This window comes from Pseudomonas sp. GD04019 (genome assembly GCF_029837695.1).
Taxonomy (GTDB): domain Bacteria; phylum Pseudomonadota; class Gammaproteobacteria; order Pseudomonadales; family Pseudomonadaceae; genus Aquipseudomonas.
The window spans coordinates 263,043-279,484 of record NZ_JAOEEA010000003.1 but is presented as its reverse complement, the minus strand read 5'-3'; the positions used below and the strand labels follow the sequence as shown (position 1 = coordinate 279,484).

Genomic DNA, 16,442 nt, shown 5'->3' with positions numbered 1-16,442 from the left:
CATAGGTAATCACCATGGGCCGCCGCCTGCCCCCGCTCTATGCCCTGCGCGCCTTCGAGGCCGCCGCCCGGCACGCCTCCTTCACCCGCGCCGCCGAGGAGCTGGCCATCACCCAGAGTGCGGTGAGCCGGCATATCCGCACCCTGGAGGACCACTTCGGCTGCCGCCTGTTCGAGCGCGCCGGCCGTCATCTGCGCCTGAGCGAGAGTGCGCGCCTGCTGCTGCCGGGCGTGCGCGATGGTTTCGATGCGCTGGAGCGGGCCTGCACCGCGCTGAGCGCCGACGATGCCACCCTGCGTCTGAAGGCGCCCTCGACCCTGACCATGCGCTGGCTGCTGGCGCGGCTGTCGCGCTTCCGTCAGCGCAATGCCGATATCGAGGTGCAACTGACCAGCGCCTGGATGGACGTGGACAAGGTCGATTTCCACCAGGAGCCCTTCGATTGCGCCGTGCTGCTCAGCAGCGGCGGTGCCTTCCCCGCCGAGTGGGAGAGCGTCGAGCTGTTCGCCGAATGGCTGATCCCGGTCTGCGCGCCGGAGGCCGCCGCCGATGGGCCCTGGGCGTTGGAGCGCCTGCAGGCCGCGGAACTGCTGCATCCGACCCCGGACCGCCGCGACTGGCGGCGCTGGGTGCAGGCCATGGGCCTGGAGGAGCGGGTGCCGCTCAGGGGCGGCCAGGTGTTCGACACCCTGGAGCTGGGCATAGTGGCGGCGGCGCGTGGCTACGGGGTGTCCATCGGCGATCTGGTGATGGTCGCCGAGGATGTCGAGCAGGGCCGCCTCGGCCTGCCCTGGCCCAGCGCGGTGGCCAGTGGCGACAGCTATCACCTGGTCTGGCCACGTGGCCGGCGCGGCGAGGAGCGCCTGTGGCGCCTGCGCGATTTCCTCCTCGCCGAGGTGGCGCAGATGCGCCTGCCGCCGGTGCAGTGGATCAAACCCTGATGCCGCCTGGCTTTGGCGGTCTTTCAGGATTTCAATCGGTTTGCGTAAAAAATAATGGACCTTTGCGGCGGATAGAGAAAAGCGCTGATGGCCTTATGCGCCGAATATTGGCGCCTGCGAGCCGATATGCCGATCTGATTCTTAAACGTTCTCGATAAGATTTGTTTGACATATTTTACGGGCCTGGAGAGACTGTGCTGGCGGTTCGTCTGTTATGCGGCCGTCGCGGAAGGTTCGTTACCTCCCACTCCCATGCCTCCAGGCGAGGCCCCAGTTACGCCGCCGACAGACGGAACCGTGCCAAACAGGTAGCGCGTCGATCTCCCGACCCACCTGCACAGCAACGGCAGATCGATCTGCCCCAAGGTGACGTATGTCCAACAACAAGAGCGCAAAGACCCCTTCTGCCAAACGCAAACCCGTCGTGTTGATGTCCATGGGCGCCCAGGAGCGCAAGGGCCACGACTATCAGGTGATGACCCACAAATACATCGTGCCGCTGGTGGAGATCGCCGGCTGCGTACCGGTGCTGGTGCCCACCTGCTGCGGTACCGAAGACCTCGAGCAGTATCTCGACATGGCCGACGGTGTGTACCTCACCGGCGCGGGCTCGAACATCGACCCCACTCTCTACGGTCAGGAGAACCTCACCCCGGAGAAGGGCCAGGACCGCGACCGTGATCTGTTCGACCTGCCGCTGATCAAAGCCGCCATCGCTCGCGGTCTGCCGATCTTCGGCATCTGCCGCGGCATGCAGGAAATCAACGTGGCCCTGGGCGGCGACATGTACCAGAAGCTCTACGCCGAGCCGGGCTTCAACGACCATCGCGAGAACACCGACGACCCGGTGGCGGTGCAGTACTCCGAGGCGCACAAGGTGCGCATCGAGTCCGGCAGCTGGCTGGCCAAGGTGCTGGGCGGCGAGGAGATCGGCGTCAACTCCCTGCATGGTCAGGGTGTGAAAAGCCTGGGCAAGGGCCTGGAGCCGCTGGCCCACGCCGAGGACGGCCTGGTCGAGGCGGTCCATGCGCCGAGCCTGTCACCCTTCCTGTTCGCCGTGCAGTGGCACCCGGAATGGCAGGCCGCGCAGAACCCGGATTCGGTGAAGATCTTCGAGGCCTTCGGCGAAGCCTGCCGCCAGCGCCAGGCTGGCGTCAGCTTCGATCTGGCTGGCTGAGCGCTGTTCCACACGCATGCAAAGCCCGGCAGATGCCGGGCTTTTTTGTTTCAGCGCACCATGTGCAGGTAATGCATGTGCTTCTCGTACTGGTCGAGGATGTCGCCGATCACCTCGTCGCGGCCCCAGCCCATTACGTCGTAGTCCTGGCCGCCCTCGCGCAGGTGGACCTCGGCGCGGAAGTACTTGCGCTCCTCGTTGCCGTCGTCGGCCGTGTCGCGCAGGGCGAAGCTGGGCTGGACGAAGGCGCGTGGGCGCACCTCGTAGCTGAAGTCCGTCTCGCTGCCGTGGGCCACCTCAAGGCGCACGCGACCTTCTTCGCCACCGTTCACGCTGGCCGCCAGCCCCTGCTTGCGCAGCTCTTCAGCCACCGCCTGGCAGGCTGGTTGCACCACATCGGCGATAAAGCGCGTGACATGGGCGCGCCGCGGGAACATCACCAGATTGCGCAGGCGGCGCTCCCAGCCACCGTGCTGGCGCCCGCTCTGCCGTGAACTGGCCAGCGCCTGGAAGCGGATGCCGCGCTTGGTGGCATCCAGATGAAGGGCGCGCAGCAGGCCCCACATGGCGGCGAGCAGGACGACGGAGAAGGGCAGGGCACTGGCGATGGTCGCCGTCTGCAGGGCCTTGAGGCCGTCGGCCAGGAGCAGGGCGATGGCCACCACGCCGATCAGCAGCGACCAGAACAGGCGCTGCCACAATGGCGTATTGGTGCGCCCGCCAGAAGCCAGCATGTCCACCACCAGCGCACCGGAGTCGGCCGAGGTGACGAAGAACACCACCACCATGGCCACCGCTATCAGCGACAGCAGGCTGCTGAAGGGGAAGTGCTCGAGGAAGGCGAACAGCGCCAGCGAGCTGTCCACACTGACCGTTTCGGCCAGACTGCTCAGGCCCTCGTTAAGCACCATGTGGATGGCGCTGTCGCCAAACACGGTCATCCATAGCAGAGTGAAGCCGGCGGGAACGAACAGTACGCCGCAGATGAACTCGCGGATGGTGCGGCCGCGCGAGATACGCGCGATGAACAGGCCGACGAAGGGCGACCAGGACAGCCACCAGCCCCAGTAGAGCAAGGTCCAGCCGCCAATCCACTCGGTCGGCTGGTAGGCGTAGAGGTTGAAGGTCTTGCTGACGATCTCCGACAGGTAGGCGCCGCTGTTCTGCACGAAGGTCTTGAGCAGGAATACTGTCGGCCCCAGCGCCAGGACGAACAGCAGCAACAGCACCGCCAGCGTCAGGTTCAGTTCGGAGAGAATGCGGATGCCCTTGTTCAGGCCGCTGGCCACCGACAGGGTGGCCAGCAGGCAGATGCCGGCGATCAGGGCGACCTGCACCGCGCTGTTCACCGGCAGACCGAACAGATGATGAAAGCCGCTGTTGATCTGCAGCACGCCATAGCCCAGGGACGTGGCCACGCCGAACACCGTGCCGAGAATGGCAAAGATATCCACCGCATGGCCGATGGGGCCGTAGATGCGTTCGCCGATCAGCGGGTAGAGCGCCGAGCGCAGGGTCAGCGGCAGGTTATGGCGGAAGCAGAAAAAGGCCAGGATCAGGGCGACTATCGCGTAGATCGCCCAGGCATGCAGGCCCCAGTGGAAGAAGGTCAGCTTCATTGCCTCGCGAGCCGCCTGCACGGTGCCGGCCTCGCCCACTGGCGGTGCGGTGAAGTGCATCAGCGGCTCGGCCACACCGAAGAACATCAGGCCGATGCCCATGCCGGCGGAGAACAGCATGGCGAACCAGGTGGTATTGCGGTACTGGGGCTGGCTGTGGTCGGGACCGAGCTTGAGGTCGCCGTAGCGGCTCACGGCCAGATAGATGCAGCAGATCAGGATCAGGGCGACGGTGAGAACGTAGAACCAGCTGGCCTTATCGAGGATCCAGGTCTGCAGCAGGGCGAACTGGTTTTGTGCCTGGGCTTGGAACAGCACGCTGTACAGCACCAGGGCGAGGATGAGGGTGGCCGAGGTGAAGAATACGGGCCGGTTGAGCGAAGACGAAGATGCCTCCATTGAGCTAGCTCTCCTTGTTATCGGATGGGCCGCCAAGGGCGGAAGGCTGGCCATTCTAGCACGGATTGATAGGTTTTTTCTCTTGATGAGGTTTAGGCAATGTCTTTATTGGATCGATGGCGCTTCAGCACGCGGCACTGGGTCGATACTGCAGGGCCTCAGCCAGATGCGGACGAGCGATCTGCTCGGCCTGTTCCAGGTCTGCCAGGGTGCGGGCCACCTTGAGCAGGCGGTGGGCGGCGCGTAGTGACAGGTTGAGGCGTTCGCAGGCCTGTTCCAGCCAGTACTGGTCCTGCTCCGCCAGCGCGCAATGGCGGCGCAGGCCGGGCAGGTCGAGAAAGGCGTTGGCGCAGCCCTGGCGTTGGAGCTGCCGTTGCCGCGCCAGGGCGACCCGGCCGGCGACGCTGGCGCTGTCTTCGCCCGGCTGCGCCGATGCCTGCAGACTGGTGCTCTCGCGCGCCACCGTAAGGTGCAGGTCGATGCGATCGAGCAGCGGTCCGGACAGCTTGGCGCGGTAGCGCTGCACCTGGTCCGGCGAGCATCGGCAACGCCCGCCGGGGTCGCCCAGGTAGCCGCAGGGGCAGGGGTTCATCGCCGCCACCAGCTGGAAGCGCGCGGGGAAGCGCACCTTGTCGCGGGCCCGGGCGATGACGATCTGTCCGCTCTCCAGCGGTTCGCGCAGCACCTCCAGAACCTTCCTGTCGAACTCCGGCATTTTGCTTTTTTGCATGGCACGTACTGAAAGTTGTCAGTAGCCACGTGCTGAGGGCAAGCGTTAGGCAGCATGCAGCCTACAACCTGATTGGGGAAAGGAAAGGGCTATTGATAGGAATGCGAGTGGTGGTCAGTTCTTGTTGATCGCTTCGAGCAAACGAAGATCAGCAAGGGTTTGCTCCTTTGACTGACCGATCTGGACTCCACTAATCAGCTTCTGAATCAGATCAGCGCTTGCTGAATCGTCTTTCTTTGCGACTAGTATTTCAGCTGCTTTTTGGAGCTCGAAAAATTCATCAAATGCAGGGTCAATGTATCTTTCAAGGGAGGCAATGCGCTTATGCCCCGTGAGTTCCATTACCTTGCGTTTCAGGTAGTCAGTATCAAGAAGTCTACGCCTGAAATCATCTTTATTTACTAGGCAGTAGTGCTGAATGTAGCTAATGAAAAGCTTCGTGATGAATCTATGGCGGAACATGTGGGCGTGAGCTTTAGACCTGATTTTGGCTAAAGCTTTGAGATTAGATAATTCTTGAGTAATGGTATTAGTGGCAAACCGTTGGCCAGTTCTTTGGCTAATGAAAACAAATCCATGGTCATGGTGCTTTCCTATTGTCTTTTGAATAATCAGCATCCGAGATTTTTCAACAAAGTCTAAGAGGAATTCACAGTCCTGTTTAGAAATAGGGATCATGCGCTCTACTACGGTATTGCCGCCTTGCTTTACTGTTATTAGGCGTAAGCTCGGATGCTCCATCTTGTATGCTGCTCGCACAGATTCAACCGTTAGATTTAGGACTTCCTCTCTACGGCCTCCCGTAATCTCTAGTACTCTTATTAGTATGTATCTGCGCCTGCGAATGAATAGAGACGTCTTAGCGTTAGTGGCAGCTTCAGTGAGGGAATCGATTGCCTGTTGACGTATAGCATCTCTCTCATTAGAAGCGATAGGTCTCGGAAGTGCTTGATGGTGCCAGTAATATCTGGATATTGTATTGGGGCTGTCTTCGATTTTAATTATTGCTTTCTTTTTAACAGCTCTTATTTGACCATCAATACCTAACATTGAGTCATGGCCATGCATGCGTCCTACATGGTCAAGGAAGTCGAGCGTCAATCTTCCAATTGCCAGTACCGCAGTTAGGGAGCGTGCTGGCTCATTTGTGTTTGTCTTCTCGCCCTTCAGGGAGCTTATGAAAGATCGAAAGCGTGAGTCGGATAATTGGATAAAGTCAACTTTGTTAGCGTAACAGTACCTGATTATGTGGCAAAGCTGGGTGGCGTAAGTGTGTAGTGTTGATCCGCGACCAATCCTAGAAAGGCCTTGTTCGAATTTATTGAATAAAAAAGAGTTGGCTTCATAGCACCAAGAACCATCTGGCCAATGCAGCATCGGAATATTGTTAGCAGGCAATGTCTGAGGCACTCCATCCGGAGTGATTGAGAAAACATACTTAAACTGTGCTGAGGTTAATGAGACCCTTTTCATTGGGGTTCAAACGTCGTTCTGCGACGATTCCTCAGGGAGAGCATTGTGAGAATCTCTTTCCGCTGTTGACTCCAATGCTTGATCAGTAGTTGATTGTTTGTATCTGATATGTTGCGTGTTACCCATGAAAGGGCAGTATCAAGTGCAACGGAAAAAGTGAGCAAGTCTTCTTCTAGCGATAGAATATCTGATTTTAAAGACGTAATTTTCACTTCAAGATCTAGTTTCGTGCGGCCATCACCAGTCTTCGATTTAGTTGGACGCTTTTGCATCTGGATAAGAGCTTTACGCCGTTGGCCGTCAAGCTCTTGAAATCCACCAGAAATGAGAGAATTTGCTTTGGCTTTTAGAGTGTTCAATGAGCTTTTATAGATTCCTAGATGCGAATCAGAATAGTTGGCAAGTGATGACTGACTGCTGAGAACACTGGTTGGCAAGCTCGTTCGCCCAGAAGCTACACTAGTTAATAGCTCATATAGTGTTACGACGGATGGCGACTCAGAGGTATTGGTCTTCATGTAAGACCTCGATCAGTATGTCGTATGACTTACCGGTGTCAGAATAGTAGTAATGTGGCTCTACCAGAATTGTTTTATCTTTTATCAAGAGCTGGATGTAATCCCTGACCTCTTCTTCAAGAAGAATTGATAACCGATTGGTGTTGAAGTGTTCCTCTACAAGCGATTCGAGCTCAGGGTTAGAGTGCTGTCTGTGGAGAAGGACTTCAGTTACAAATTCTGCCTTAACGTCTATGAAGATCTCGCCTGGAACATTATCTGATATATATCTGTAAATATGTTCTGGATCAGTTTGACCCAACATCCAACGAAGTGTGTGTAAATTCCCTAGAGAAGACCAGAAGAAAGCCTGTGCAAAGAAACGACGTAGTTGGTGCTCGCGAAGGTAATAACGTTGGCCAAACTCGTTTAACGGGATTTGCGCATGGTCGCAAAATAGATCAATTACATCATAGTATCCTTTCGAGTTTGTGCGCTTGATTTTAAGTGTTGATCTGTCCGGGAGGCTAAGTAATTTGGCGTCCGTTTCACTAATGTTATGTTCTGAAAGAAATACATGAAAATCATGAAGAAGATTCAAAACTTTGAAGCAGACTGGCGGTATAGGCCGGGAAATTTTGGCGCGCTTGTCTCCAATGCCAGACTTTCCATTGTGAAAAATTAGATCAGAGGACTGAGGGTCAAGATTGCTGTATCGGACGTTCCGAATCTCTTCAAAGCGCCTGGCGCTGAGAAGACCAAGCATTACTTGCACTGCGCCAATTAACACAAGAAAAGCTTCATAAAGCCCTTCGCTTGCCTTCAATTGCTCCGTAAAATTATTTCCAGTGCCGGTAGGCGTATATATCGTCCATCTCTTTATGCCTAGCAGCAACAGTTTGTCGGACAGATACGGAGTTAGATCATGATCGCCGCTAATATCTAAATTTCCATTGTTAACTTCAATAATAATTCTTGCTGTTGCGTCTAGGATGTCGGGGCCGTACCGAAGGGAGTACTCAATCGACTGCCTTAGAGCAAGTAAACCTACGTGAAATGGAACTGAGCGATACCTATCAGGATCGGACGTCTCCAGATTTCGTAGATTTTTAGAAGCAATCAGCTCGAACTCAGCATGCAGAGGAGGACGAGATCCATACTCAGATATGTTCTCTAACGACCTAATGCATGACATGTAGAGCCTGAAATTCTGCTTCACAATTTTATTGTGCTTACTTCGAATTGGTGCGGGCTGCTTTTCTTTGAGCTCTATAATGGGTGAGGCAAGTTTAAGCTCAGCCGGCAGCTTGTATAGTCTCTCACCGTATAGAGTGTTTGCGTATAAGGCGACCCGGATCGGGTTAAGCAGGTTTTTCGGTCTATTTTTAAGGGTAGAAGGAAACTCTGTGCTATTCAGATATAGATTTCTACGTATGTTGACTATTTGCTCGTCTGTCAAATTAAGTGAGAAGCCTCTCCTGTGCGGCTCAAAATTTTCAATATCAGGATGGATCGGCAAACCACTATGGTTATAGGCATGTGAGCAATGCTCAATAAGATAAGCACGAAGGCGTTTACTCCAGTCATAGAACTGCTCTTCGACGCAGTTGAAAGTGCATAGCCTATGGGCAAGCGACTTAAACGAGTTACCTGTTAATGCCGATACACCATGAGTTGCTAGCAGCGGAGCTTCATCGCTAAGTAGGAAATAGTCGATTATGCGGAGGACATGCCGGATCCGCTTTAGAATGTGTTCTGTTGAGTACTGAATTTTTTTATTTTCTGGTAGCGCTTGCTGGATGGCGATCCAAGTTTTCAGTTCTAGCAAGAGCGCAGAATTCTTTGAGTCTGTTAGCCGTGAATTATCAGCTAGTAAAATGTTGAAATTGATTGGGTACTGTAGCCCTTCGATAAGCCACAGCTCTGCGGTGAATGGGGATTTTAGAAGGGTGAATTGCGTGATCAGTCTTTCTAGACCTCGACTTCCGTCAGTCTGTTTCAGAAAGGCGAATACTTCTGGAATATTTAGGTTAGTCAGCGCCATCATTAGTCCGCCAGTAGCTTGGATCTTGCTTGTTGCAAGCAAAGCTTAATGTCGGGCCTAAAGAAATCAGGAGAATCGATTCTTCGTATTATGGCTTCGCAGACACTTTTCCAGTAAAGGTTCAGGCTATTCTTTTCACTTTGCACTGTTTTGCCTAAAGACAAGCGAAGCATTAACTCTAAGATTTCTTCATTGACATTAATTATTATTTCTTTGGCTATATTATGTAGGCGTTTAGGGATTTGATCTGGTGCCGGTCGATCCGTTGGTTGCATAAACTCGACCGCGTGGCACTCTAAAAAAATGGCAATTTCTGTATCAGAGGCCAAGCCTGAAGCTTCAAGCAGATATTCGCTACCAGCCATTGCTTCGATAATTAGTGCTTGTTGGAATATTCGAATCCAGCGGCGGCTAAAAAATTCAAATATTGGTTTAGGTATGTAGCGACGCAGAAGCCTTTCTGAGACCTGCTTATGCCCTAGCGCATGGGCAATAGAGTTCAAGTCTTTATGTTTGATGAAATCTATTATTGCTCTTGTGGCTCTGATGCTCTTAGCTGTGAGATTCAGCGGCCCGAATGATGAATTTGGCTGACGTTTTGAATGGACGTTTCTAAGACTGTCGAGGATATCAGGCAGTCGCTCGGAGCTATAGCAAAGGTTGGTTAAGGTCTTAGGATAACCAAACCCTTTTCCGGTTGTTAAAAATAATCTTTTCCAGTTAGGGTCTGAATTGTCTTTGAGATATTGTCGGGCCGGATTGGTTAACTCAACAATTAATTTAACTATGGCAAGTGATGATTTTGAGAGCTTAATTTTCTGCTCTGCGTTATGCGCGCCGCGCCTGTATTTGAAACCTCGAAGGTATGTGCAGTTATCTGTTTGAATCAGGCCCGCAATATTATCTTTCGCGTCAACTATTTCTAGTTTTATGAGAAAGTTAGGCGTGATTTGTGGGTGCTGCGCGATGAGATAGTAGGCAAGAGGCAGTAGTGCATCGATAGTCGGAGCTGCAATTACATTGGCGGCTTCGCTAAGTGGAGTTGGGTATATGCTTTTAAGGCGCATGTCCATCTCGGTGACATGCCCGTAGATTTTGTATGAGCTGCTTGCTATGTGCTCGAACTCTATAGTGCCAGGAATAGCATTTTTGTTAGCCGCCTTTAATGTCAGAGGCTTCAATTGAAGAGTCCTCATTCTGACTAAGCGATTTTTAAGAGATTGCGCATGTTGTATTGCCCAGCATTTTATTGTTTTTATGTCGGCGCTGAGCTTGTTGAATATAACTTCAATTGCTTCGGAGTCTGAGATTTCGTTTGGGATCGGTTGAGTTAGCTTAAAATTGTAAGTTCGCCCATTAATATCTCGCGTGTTAATTTCATCTAGATTCGTGAATGTCGGGCAGTACTTATCTATGCCTCCGGTCGGAGCGCAGAATATTTTAGTGCCGAATAGTGATCCGTTCGCGAATTGACAGAACTCTTTCCACACTGAGGCGACTACTCTTGCTTTGGAATTTCGATCATAAGCGGTTGTGAAGTACCAGACTTTAAAGTCAGACCAAAATATCCGGGATTTGTCTGGATCAAGAAAGTCCTTATCGGTCATCTCCTGATAAACAGTGCTGATAAATTCGCACAGGTACTTTAAAGCCGGTATATACCTGGATCGGCTGCGGGCAAGATTGCACTTGCAAATTGTGAATAGGGATTCAGAGAATTTTTTGCCACGGGCTAGGTAAATTCCGGTAAGCGGAAGGTGTATTGCCTCCCCATTCTGGTTTGTTGCTTGCCATGTTTTTAGCGTGTATTTAGCTGATTCGTTTATTTGTATCTTCGCAAATGATAAGATTATCTCGTGGATATCAGTGGTGTCGAATTTCATGTTAATACACAGCGCGGGCTGATTAAAATCGCCGTCAGTGTAAAGCTTTTGAATTGCATAGTTCCAAGTTGATATAAATCTGTATTTTCGTTGGTCTGACAAGTCTATAAGTTCGCCAGACAATACTGCCCCAATAAACAATCTTGCATATTTCTCGCACTCTTGAGTGTTGTTCCAGTTAATGCTTAAGGATTGACTGACTGCAAGGTAGTAGCATAGGAAGATTTTTTCTAAGCGCGGATAATCACTTTCGCATAGATTCTTGGTACAGGCTAATAGTCTTAGCAGCACTTCAGGCAGCTCTGTTGGAAGATACTTCCTCTCAACCGTATGCAGTTTCTGAATTATGGCTGGCATGCCCGATCTCCAGTTTCGGATATGGAGATTTATATGCGCAGCTCTCTCCTTTGCAACTGTCATCAAGTTTGCGATATATATTTATTGACAACTTTAAAGTGGCGTTGTCGTGCTATGTCTATGAAATGCTTAGAGTTAATTTGTGTTGATGAAAGTCGGTTCTGATACACTCTCCGACGAGTGGTCTGCGGGTTTGGTATCAAATTCGAGCTGAGCTCAGGGGCTCGTTTGCCGCGACAAGCTAATGCTGGTTGTTTTTTGCGGCTTTGCGTTGTTCGCTTCCTGATTTCTGGCTTAATATCTACAGACCTTGCTGTACTTTTCCCTCAACCCCTCCTTTAAGAGAGCACCCCATGTCGATAGTCGCAGAATACAAAGCCCTGCAAGCTCAGATCGCTGAGCAACAAAAGCGTCTCGAAGCTCTGAAGGATGATGAGAAACTTAAGCGGGAAATCGAGTTTGAAAACAAAATTCGCTCCCTCCTCGGTGAATACGGCTACTCACTGCGTAATGTCATCGACCTGCTGGATCCCAAGGCTAGCAAAGGTTCCGTAGCGCCCGTCAAAGGTGCCCGCCGCGAGCGCACTCTGAAGGTCTACAAAAATCCGAACAACGGCGAAGTTGTCGAAACCAAGGGTGGCAATCACAAGGTGCTGAAAGCTTGGAAAGAGCAGTATGGCGCCGAGAAGGTTGAAAGCTGGCTTCAATAAGTCTGTATCAAGTTCAACGAAAGGGCCGCGAATGCGGCCCTTTTTGTTTGTGGGAAAAGCATAGCGCTTAATGAAGGTCGTGTGCTCTTCATGATGTTTGCGTTTTAGTGTAACCGGGTCTAGCGTTGTCTTACATAGTTGCGGATTAACCCTCTAGTGCGTAAAGGATTTCTATGACCTCGGCACACATTTATCCGACTGAGTATGAACAAACCAGACCTGTTGACGGCATATATGCTGCCACGGTCTTTAAGAGTCATGCTGAGTTTCAGTACTTGGGGAAAACAGTCATCGCTAAAGCTGTCAATGCTTGTATGGATGCACACGGTAATGCGGGGAAGGTTGTTGTGAGGGGATTCAGTGCAGAAATCTCTTGGGTTGGCACTGCCCCTTATAGCGCCCCAAACGATGTTAACTCAGTGGATAGAGCTTACAGTTTTGATAGCATGCTTGTCGCATCCTTGATTCCAGGATTCGATGAGCCGCATCCGTTTTCAAATGGTGATCTTGAATTCAGGAGCCGAATTAATTGCATGAACATTAGTTTTGGGCATTACTATAAATATTCCGCAGTTCTTGATGGGCAAGTTAAAGTCGCAGTGGACGACGCCCCATGCACTATTAGGCCAATTGTAGGAGAATCGCTTAAATGCCTGGTGGTTCTCGACGACCCGACGATTTTTCTCGCTAGACGATACGGGCCTGGGAAATACGACCAATTGGTGGCAAACGCTGTCAATGACCTCAAGGAGGTCATCAACCCATGATGGTTGCTCTGGTATGCACTGGAGTGTCTGGTAATCAGCGAGGTGAGCAGCGACGTGCCGATGTTGTGACGCCGGACGCGCCGGCTGAATACGCCCAGATTCTTGACCAGAGGCCGTTGCTAGTAGCGTTTTCAGTCAAGACATCGCTGCCTTGAAAAAGCACTCGAAGTGGTGAGGTTGGCCGCAAGAGGTGCATTGGCGAACCTCATGATGCAACGGGCCCGGAAGAGAGTTCTCAGCATGACAGCGAGTGCAGCGGTAGTCGAAGCAATGGAGCCGCTCGACTTTTAGCTTGTCACCAAAACCTATGATTTTGTAGCGAACCGGACATGCCTGGTTGTAGCACTCTAGTTCAGCTTGAGCCTTGATTTGTTCCTCGCTGAAATAGATAGCTGTACCGCATTTCTCGCAGGGGAAATTTCCCGTGATCGTGAAGCTCATAACCATGCTGGAAGCAGCAACGTAGTCCAATTCCTTCAGGATTTCTCTGAGCGAGCCCACGACTTCATGAGCAGGCTTTCTCTTCTCATGAAGAGGCGGCGCGTGGAGATAGCCGCCCAGCTTGTTGTAGTACTTATTCAGCCATTGGTGCTTAAAGGCTCTCGCCTCCCCGAGGTCAGACCAATCCCCTGCGGGCGAACCATCCTCAGCGACCGAGCAAACCGCAACCTTTACGTTCTGATCTGCTTGCGGTTCAAAGTTCAGCAGAAGCTTCATGGCCTTGTGTGGCTGCCATGTGCGGTATATCGCAGGAGGGATTTTCTCCGCGAGCTTCGACAGCTTCCTGTAAACGATTTTCTCTATGGAGAAACGCATTTCCAAACATGCGTAGCGCACTGAGGTTTCGTCTCCAGCCTCCAACAGCTCTCTTGCCCGCTCTAGGTGCTCTTTCACACTGAAAACGTCCACCGCCCCTCCCTTAGCCGCTCGACACTAGATGCATGTCGGAACACTGGCATTTCCTTCGTTTCAACGACTGCTCTGCTCGTGAAGTACTCGGGCCAACTCGGCGATATGAATTCGGCGTACTGGTTGGTCGCTCTGCGAGCCATGACCTGCTGCAACCCAGAGCTCGCGCCCGAATGGCTGTAACTGCTCTGCCATTAACTTTCTACCAGTCTCTGCAAAAGGTCGGTTGAGCAGAGTTTCCTGAGCCAAAGCCATGTCGATATGACCCGGCCCTTCAGACGCATCTGCGTACTGAAGCGGCAGGCGCTGGCCGATCATGCGACACACACCGTCGACGATTACCCGGCCATTCGTGGCGTAGTAAATGGACAGGTGATCCACCTCTTTCTCGTCGCTCAGGTTGACCGGCCAGGATTCGAATGGCCACCAGTCCAGAGCGTCTGCACTCTCTGGTTGTTGCGCCTCAAACTCCTCGGTCACCTCAACAGCCTCCTCGCTCACGCGAGAGCGGTACAGCAGGACATACGCAGGAAGCCCTTCAAGATCGCTCGCGGAGAAGCTATGCAGATCGAACTCATCTTGTGGGTCACCTGGGAGCTGCCAGCCGCGACGATTTTGCGTCCAGACCTTGGCAGCAGCTTCGATGTCCTCGTTTCTTATCGACCGTACGCCGTTCGATTTCCACAGTTCATCGAACCAGTTCCGGGCACTCCCTACTACGGTCTCGTCAGACGCGAGCACGCCAGCTTCCAGCCAGTGGGCCACACCTTGATCACCCAGTCCGAGGCCGTTCGTTGAGACGTTCGCAGAGCCGATCAGCGCCTGGCGTTCCCCGACCACGACCTTGGCATGAAGCCTGTCACACTGAAGAATCTGAATGCGACCATCGCTGTTCTTGGCGAGCGTGCAGAGCTCGCGAATAACGTAGGGGTTCGTTCCGCCCGACTTAAGGTTGCACAAGAGGCGAAAGCTTTTGCTTGGCCGGCTGGATATCAGCTCTAGGGCACCTTCCCCCCAGAAGGCAATCGCAAGCGCGAGATCGTGCTCATCATCGAGCAGCTGTTCTAGCCGTTGCTTGTATTGGTCAGGGGCCACGAAGGTCGACATTTGTCCGTTCATTCCATCTCCTTTTACTATCGCTGCAAGTGCCCTGCATACCCGAACAAGGATGTCCTCATGCAACAGAAGCGCATTGCTCTACTAATCGACTGCGACAATGTCAGCCACAACGCCATCGAGGGTGTGCTGGAAGAGCTCGCCAAGTACGGCATGGCCAACGTACGACATGCGCACGGTGACTGGAAGAGCGACGGCCTATCGGGTTGGGTTGAGCGTCTGCATCCCTTCGCCATTCGGCCCATGCAGCAGTTCGCCTATACGAAGGGCAAGAACGCGACCGACGCGGCCATGATCATCGACGCGATGGATCTGCTCTATAGCAAGAACATCGACGCTTTCGCCTTGATGACCAGTGACAGCGACTTCACGCCACTTGCTCTGCGCCTGCAAGAAAGCGGCTTCCCGGTTTATGGGTTCGGCGAGAAGAAGACACCGTCCGCCTTTGTGCACGCATGCACCTCATTCATCTATGTGGAGAACTTAGTTCGGGCCCCTGATGACGGTAAGGCGTCCACGGATGAGCAACCGAAGAAGAAAACTCGCAATGAGCTGCGCTGCGACACGTCCTTGGTTCGCCTGCTTCGCAATGCCGCAGATCAGACGGCTGGCGATGATGGCTGGTCGCTGCTGAGCAGGGTGTCGGACTACATCCACAACAACAGCTCGTTCTCTGTCGTGAACTACGGCTATCAGAAGCTAGGTGATCTCATCCGCACCTCAGAACTGTTTGACGTCGAGATGCGCGGCACGGTGATGTTTGTTCGCAACGTCCGCAAGCAGGCACCAACTCCGGCCCAGGAACCTGCCTGATCACCACCGGCTTACCACTATCTGCCCGCTGGAGTACTCCATGTCTGATCAGGTGCAGTTCACACGTAGAACCTTATTGGCAGCATCTGACTTCTTCGAAAGGGCTAGCACTACAGCCAAGTTTGACTTGATGGTGCAGCGCCTCGAACTCGCTCAATGGGTTCCATCAGGGGATAAGCTGTCGGTCGCCAAGAAGCGGTACGCCTTCAACGAAGCACTGCTCGCTAGGGTCAACCAGCTCATCGTCACTCGCGAAGGTCAGATGACGCTCGCGGAAGCGTTTATCCGCGAAGCTGTCCGGCTCATGAGCCCCTCGCCAGATAGCTGCCAAGAGCAAAAAGACTTTGAGCGATGCCTGGCACTCGACGGATTTGATGTGTCCTGGGATGAGGGCGAGTGCGGGGCTGGTTCGCCACCATGGCTGCGGCGAGGCTTGCCGGAATTAGTGGATCTAACGGCTGGCGACGACCAGGTTCATCAGGAGCTGAAACGTTATGGCTTTGTCAGAAGCCAAGGCCATTTGGATCAGGCTATCGATGCGCATACCAGAGGAGACTGGGCTGCGGCCAACGCCCAAATCAGAACGTTCATGGAGAGTCTCTTTCTTGAAATTGCGGGGAACGTCGTGCCTCACGATCTTGTGGCCAGCCAAGGCTTGAACAGCGCCTTCCAGGCATTAGCAAAACGTGAGTTCCTGTCCGAACCTCGCTCTGAATGGAATCAGGACGGTAAAGGCATGCTCAACGGCCTACTCAAGATGCTGCACTCGGACGGATCACATAAAGGCCTCTCGAATGAAGCACACTCGACCTTTCGACTTCACGTGGCGCTGGTTACAGCCAGACTGATGCTGAACCGACTTACACAAGGCCCGCTGTGAAGCGCTCTCGGTGCACCGAGGCGACTTACTGACCCAGTTCGTACTGAACCGTGAGCTGACTCCTTCAAGCCGATCCACGACCTCGTCGACGGGCGGCCAGCTCGCTCATCTGCGGAATTTAGCTTCA

13 protein-coding genes and 1 pseudogene are annotated in these 16,442 nt (G+C 53.2%); 6 read left to right on the top strand and 8 right to left on the bottom strand.

Going from position 1 to position 16,442, the window contains the following annotated elements; translation table 11 throughout:
- The first annotated feature begins 14 nt into the window (after window positions 1-14).
- Together N7607_RS06545 and N7607_RS06540 are read left to right on the top strand one after the other, a co-directional pair.
- Window positions 15-941, top strand: coding sequence for a LysR substrate-binding domain-containing protein (locus N7607_RS06545; RefSeq protein WP_279864661.1), 927 nt, complete (start codon window positions 15-17; stop codon window positions 939-941).
- 373 nt (window positions 942-1,314) lie between these two features.
- Window positions 1,315-2,118 carry a type 1 glutamine amidotransferase gene (locus tag N7607_RS06540; RefSeq protein ID WP_279864662.1) on the top strand — a complete coding sequence of 268 codons (804 nt, stop codon included), beginning with the start codon at window positions 1,315-1,317 and terminating at the stop codon, window positions 2,116-2,118.
- A gap of 50 nt (window positions 2,119-2,168) precedes the next feature.
- On the opposite strand, the gene betT is transcribed toward N7607_RS06540, so the two are convergent.
- The 6 genes and pseudogenes from betT to N7607_RS06510 form a co-directional block, all read right to left on the bottom strand.
- Window positions 2,169-4,136 (bottom strand): choline BCCT transporter BetT, encoded by a 1,968-nt coding sequence (betT, locus tag N7607_RS06535; protein ID WP_279864663.1) that lies wholly within the window; start codon window positions 4,134-4,136, stop codon window positions 2,169-2,171.
- Window positions 4,137-4,260: 124 nt separating this feature from the next.
- Window positions 4,261-4,854 (bottom strand): annotated as a pseudogene (locus N7607_RS06530) (ATP-binding protein); the annotation flags it as partial.
- A gap of 126 nt (window positions 4,855-4,980) precedes the next feature.
- Entirely contained in the window at window positions 4,981-5,934 is a 954-nt protein-coding gene (locus tag N7607_RS06525) for a site-specific integrase (protein WP_279864664.1), read from the bottom strand.
- Between the two features lie 401 nt (window positions 5,935-6,335).
- A complete protein-coding gene (locus tag N7607_RS06520; protein ID WP_279864665.1) occupies window positions 6,336-6,857 on the bottom strand; it encodes a hypothetical protein in 522 nt (173 codons plus the stop codon).
- Window positions 6,838-8,880, bottom strand: a complete 2,043-nt coding sequence (locus N7607_RS06515) for a hypothetical protein (RefSeq protein ID WP_279864666.1) — start codon at window positions 8,878-8,880, stop codon at window positions 6,838-6,840. Before N7607_RS06515 ends, N7607_RS06520 begins: the two co-directional genes overlap by 20 nt.
- A 2-nt stretch (window positions 8,881-8,882) precedes the next feature.
- Window positions 8,883-11,120 (bottom strand): hypothetical protein, encoded by a 2,238-nt coding sequence (locus N7607_RS06510; RefSeq protein ID WP_279864667.1) that lies wholly within the window; start codon window positions 11,118-11,120, stop codon window positions 8,883-8,885.
- Window positions 11,121-11,473: 353 nt separating this feature from the next.
- Between N7607_RS06510 and N7607_RS06505 the strand changes: the two genes are divergently transcribed.
- Together N7607_RS06505 and N7607_RS06500 are read left to right on the top strand one after the other, a co-directional pair.
- Window positions 11,474-11,830 carry a histone-like nucleoid-structuring protein, MvaT/MvaU family gene (locus N7607_RS06505; RefSeq protein WP_279864669.1) on the top strand — a complete coding sequence of 119 codons (357 nt, stop codon included), beginning with the start codon at window positions 11,474-11,476 and terminating at the stop codon, window positions 11,828-11,830.
- Window positions 11,831-12,003: 173 nt separating this feature from the next.
- Complete coding sequence (locus N7607_RS06500; RefSeq protein ID WP_279864670.1) at window positions 12,004-12,597, top strand: hypothetical protein; 594 nt, start codon at window positions 12,004-12,006, stop codon at window positions 12,595-12,597.
- Window positions 12,598-12,732: 135 nt separating this feature from the next.
- Here N7607_RS06500 and N7607_RS06495 read toward each other — a convergent pair whose 3' ends face one another.
- Together N7607_RS06495 and N7607_RS06490 are read right to left on the bottom strand one after the other, a co-directional pair.
- Complete coding sequence (locus N7607_RS06495; RefSeq protein ID WP_279864671.1) at window positions 12,733-13,506, bottom strand: hypothetical protein; 774 nt, start codon at window positions 13,504-13,506, stop codon at window positions 12,733-12,735.
- A 60-nt stretch (window positions 13,507-13,566) separates the two neighbouring features.
- Entirely contained in the window at window positions 13,567-14,625 is a 1,059-nt protein-coding gene (locus N7607_RS06490; protein ID WP_279864672.1) for a phospholipase D family protein, read from the bottom strand.
- A 57-nt stretch (window positions 14,626-14,682) separates the two neighbouring features.
- Here N7607_RS06490 and N7607_RS06485 point away from each other — a divergent pair, with 57 nt between their 5' ends.
- Both N7607_RS06485 and N7607_RS06480 read left to right on the top strand, forming a co-directional pair.
- On the top strand, window positions 14,683-15,435 hold the full coding sequence (locus tag N7607_RS06485) for an NYN domain-containing protein (RefSeq protein WP_279864673.1): 753 nt from the start codon (window positions 14,683-14,685) through the stop codon (window positions 15,433-15,435).
- Between the two features lie 40 nt (window positions 15,436-15,475).
- On the top strand, window positions 15,476-16,315 hold the full coding sequence (locus N7607_RS06480; RefSeq protein ID WP_279864674.1) for a hypothetical protein: 840 nt from the start codon (window positions 15,476-15,478) through the stop codon (window positions 16,313-16,315).
- Window positions 16,316-16,442 lie beyond the last annotated feature (127 nt).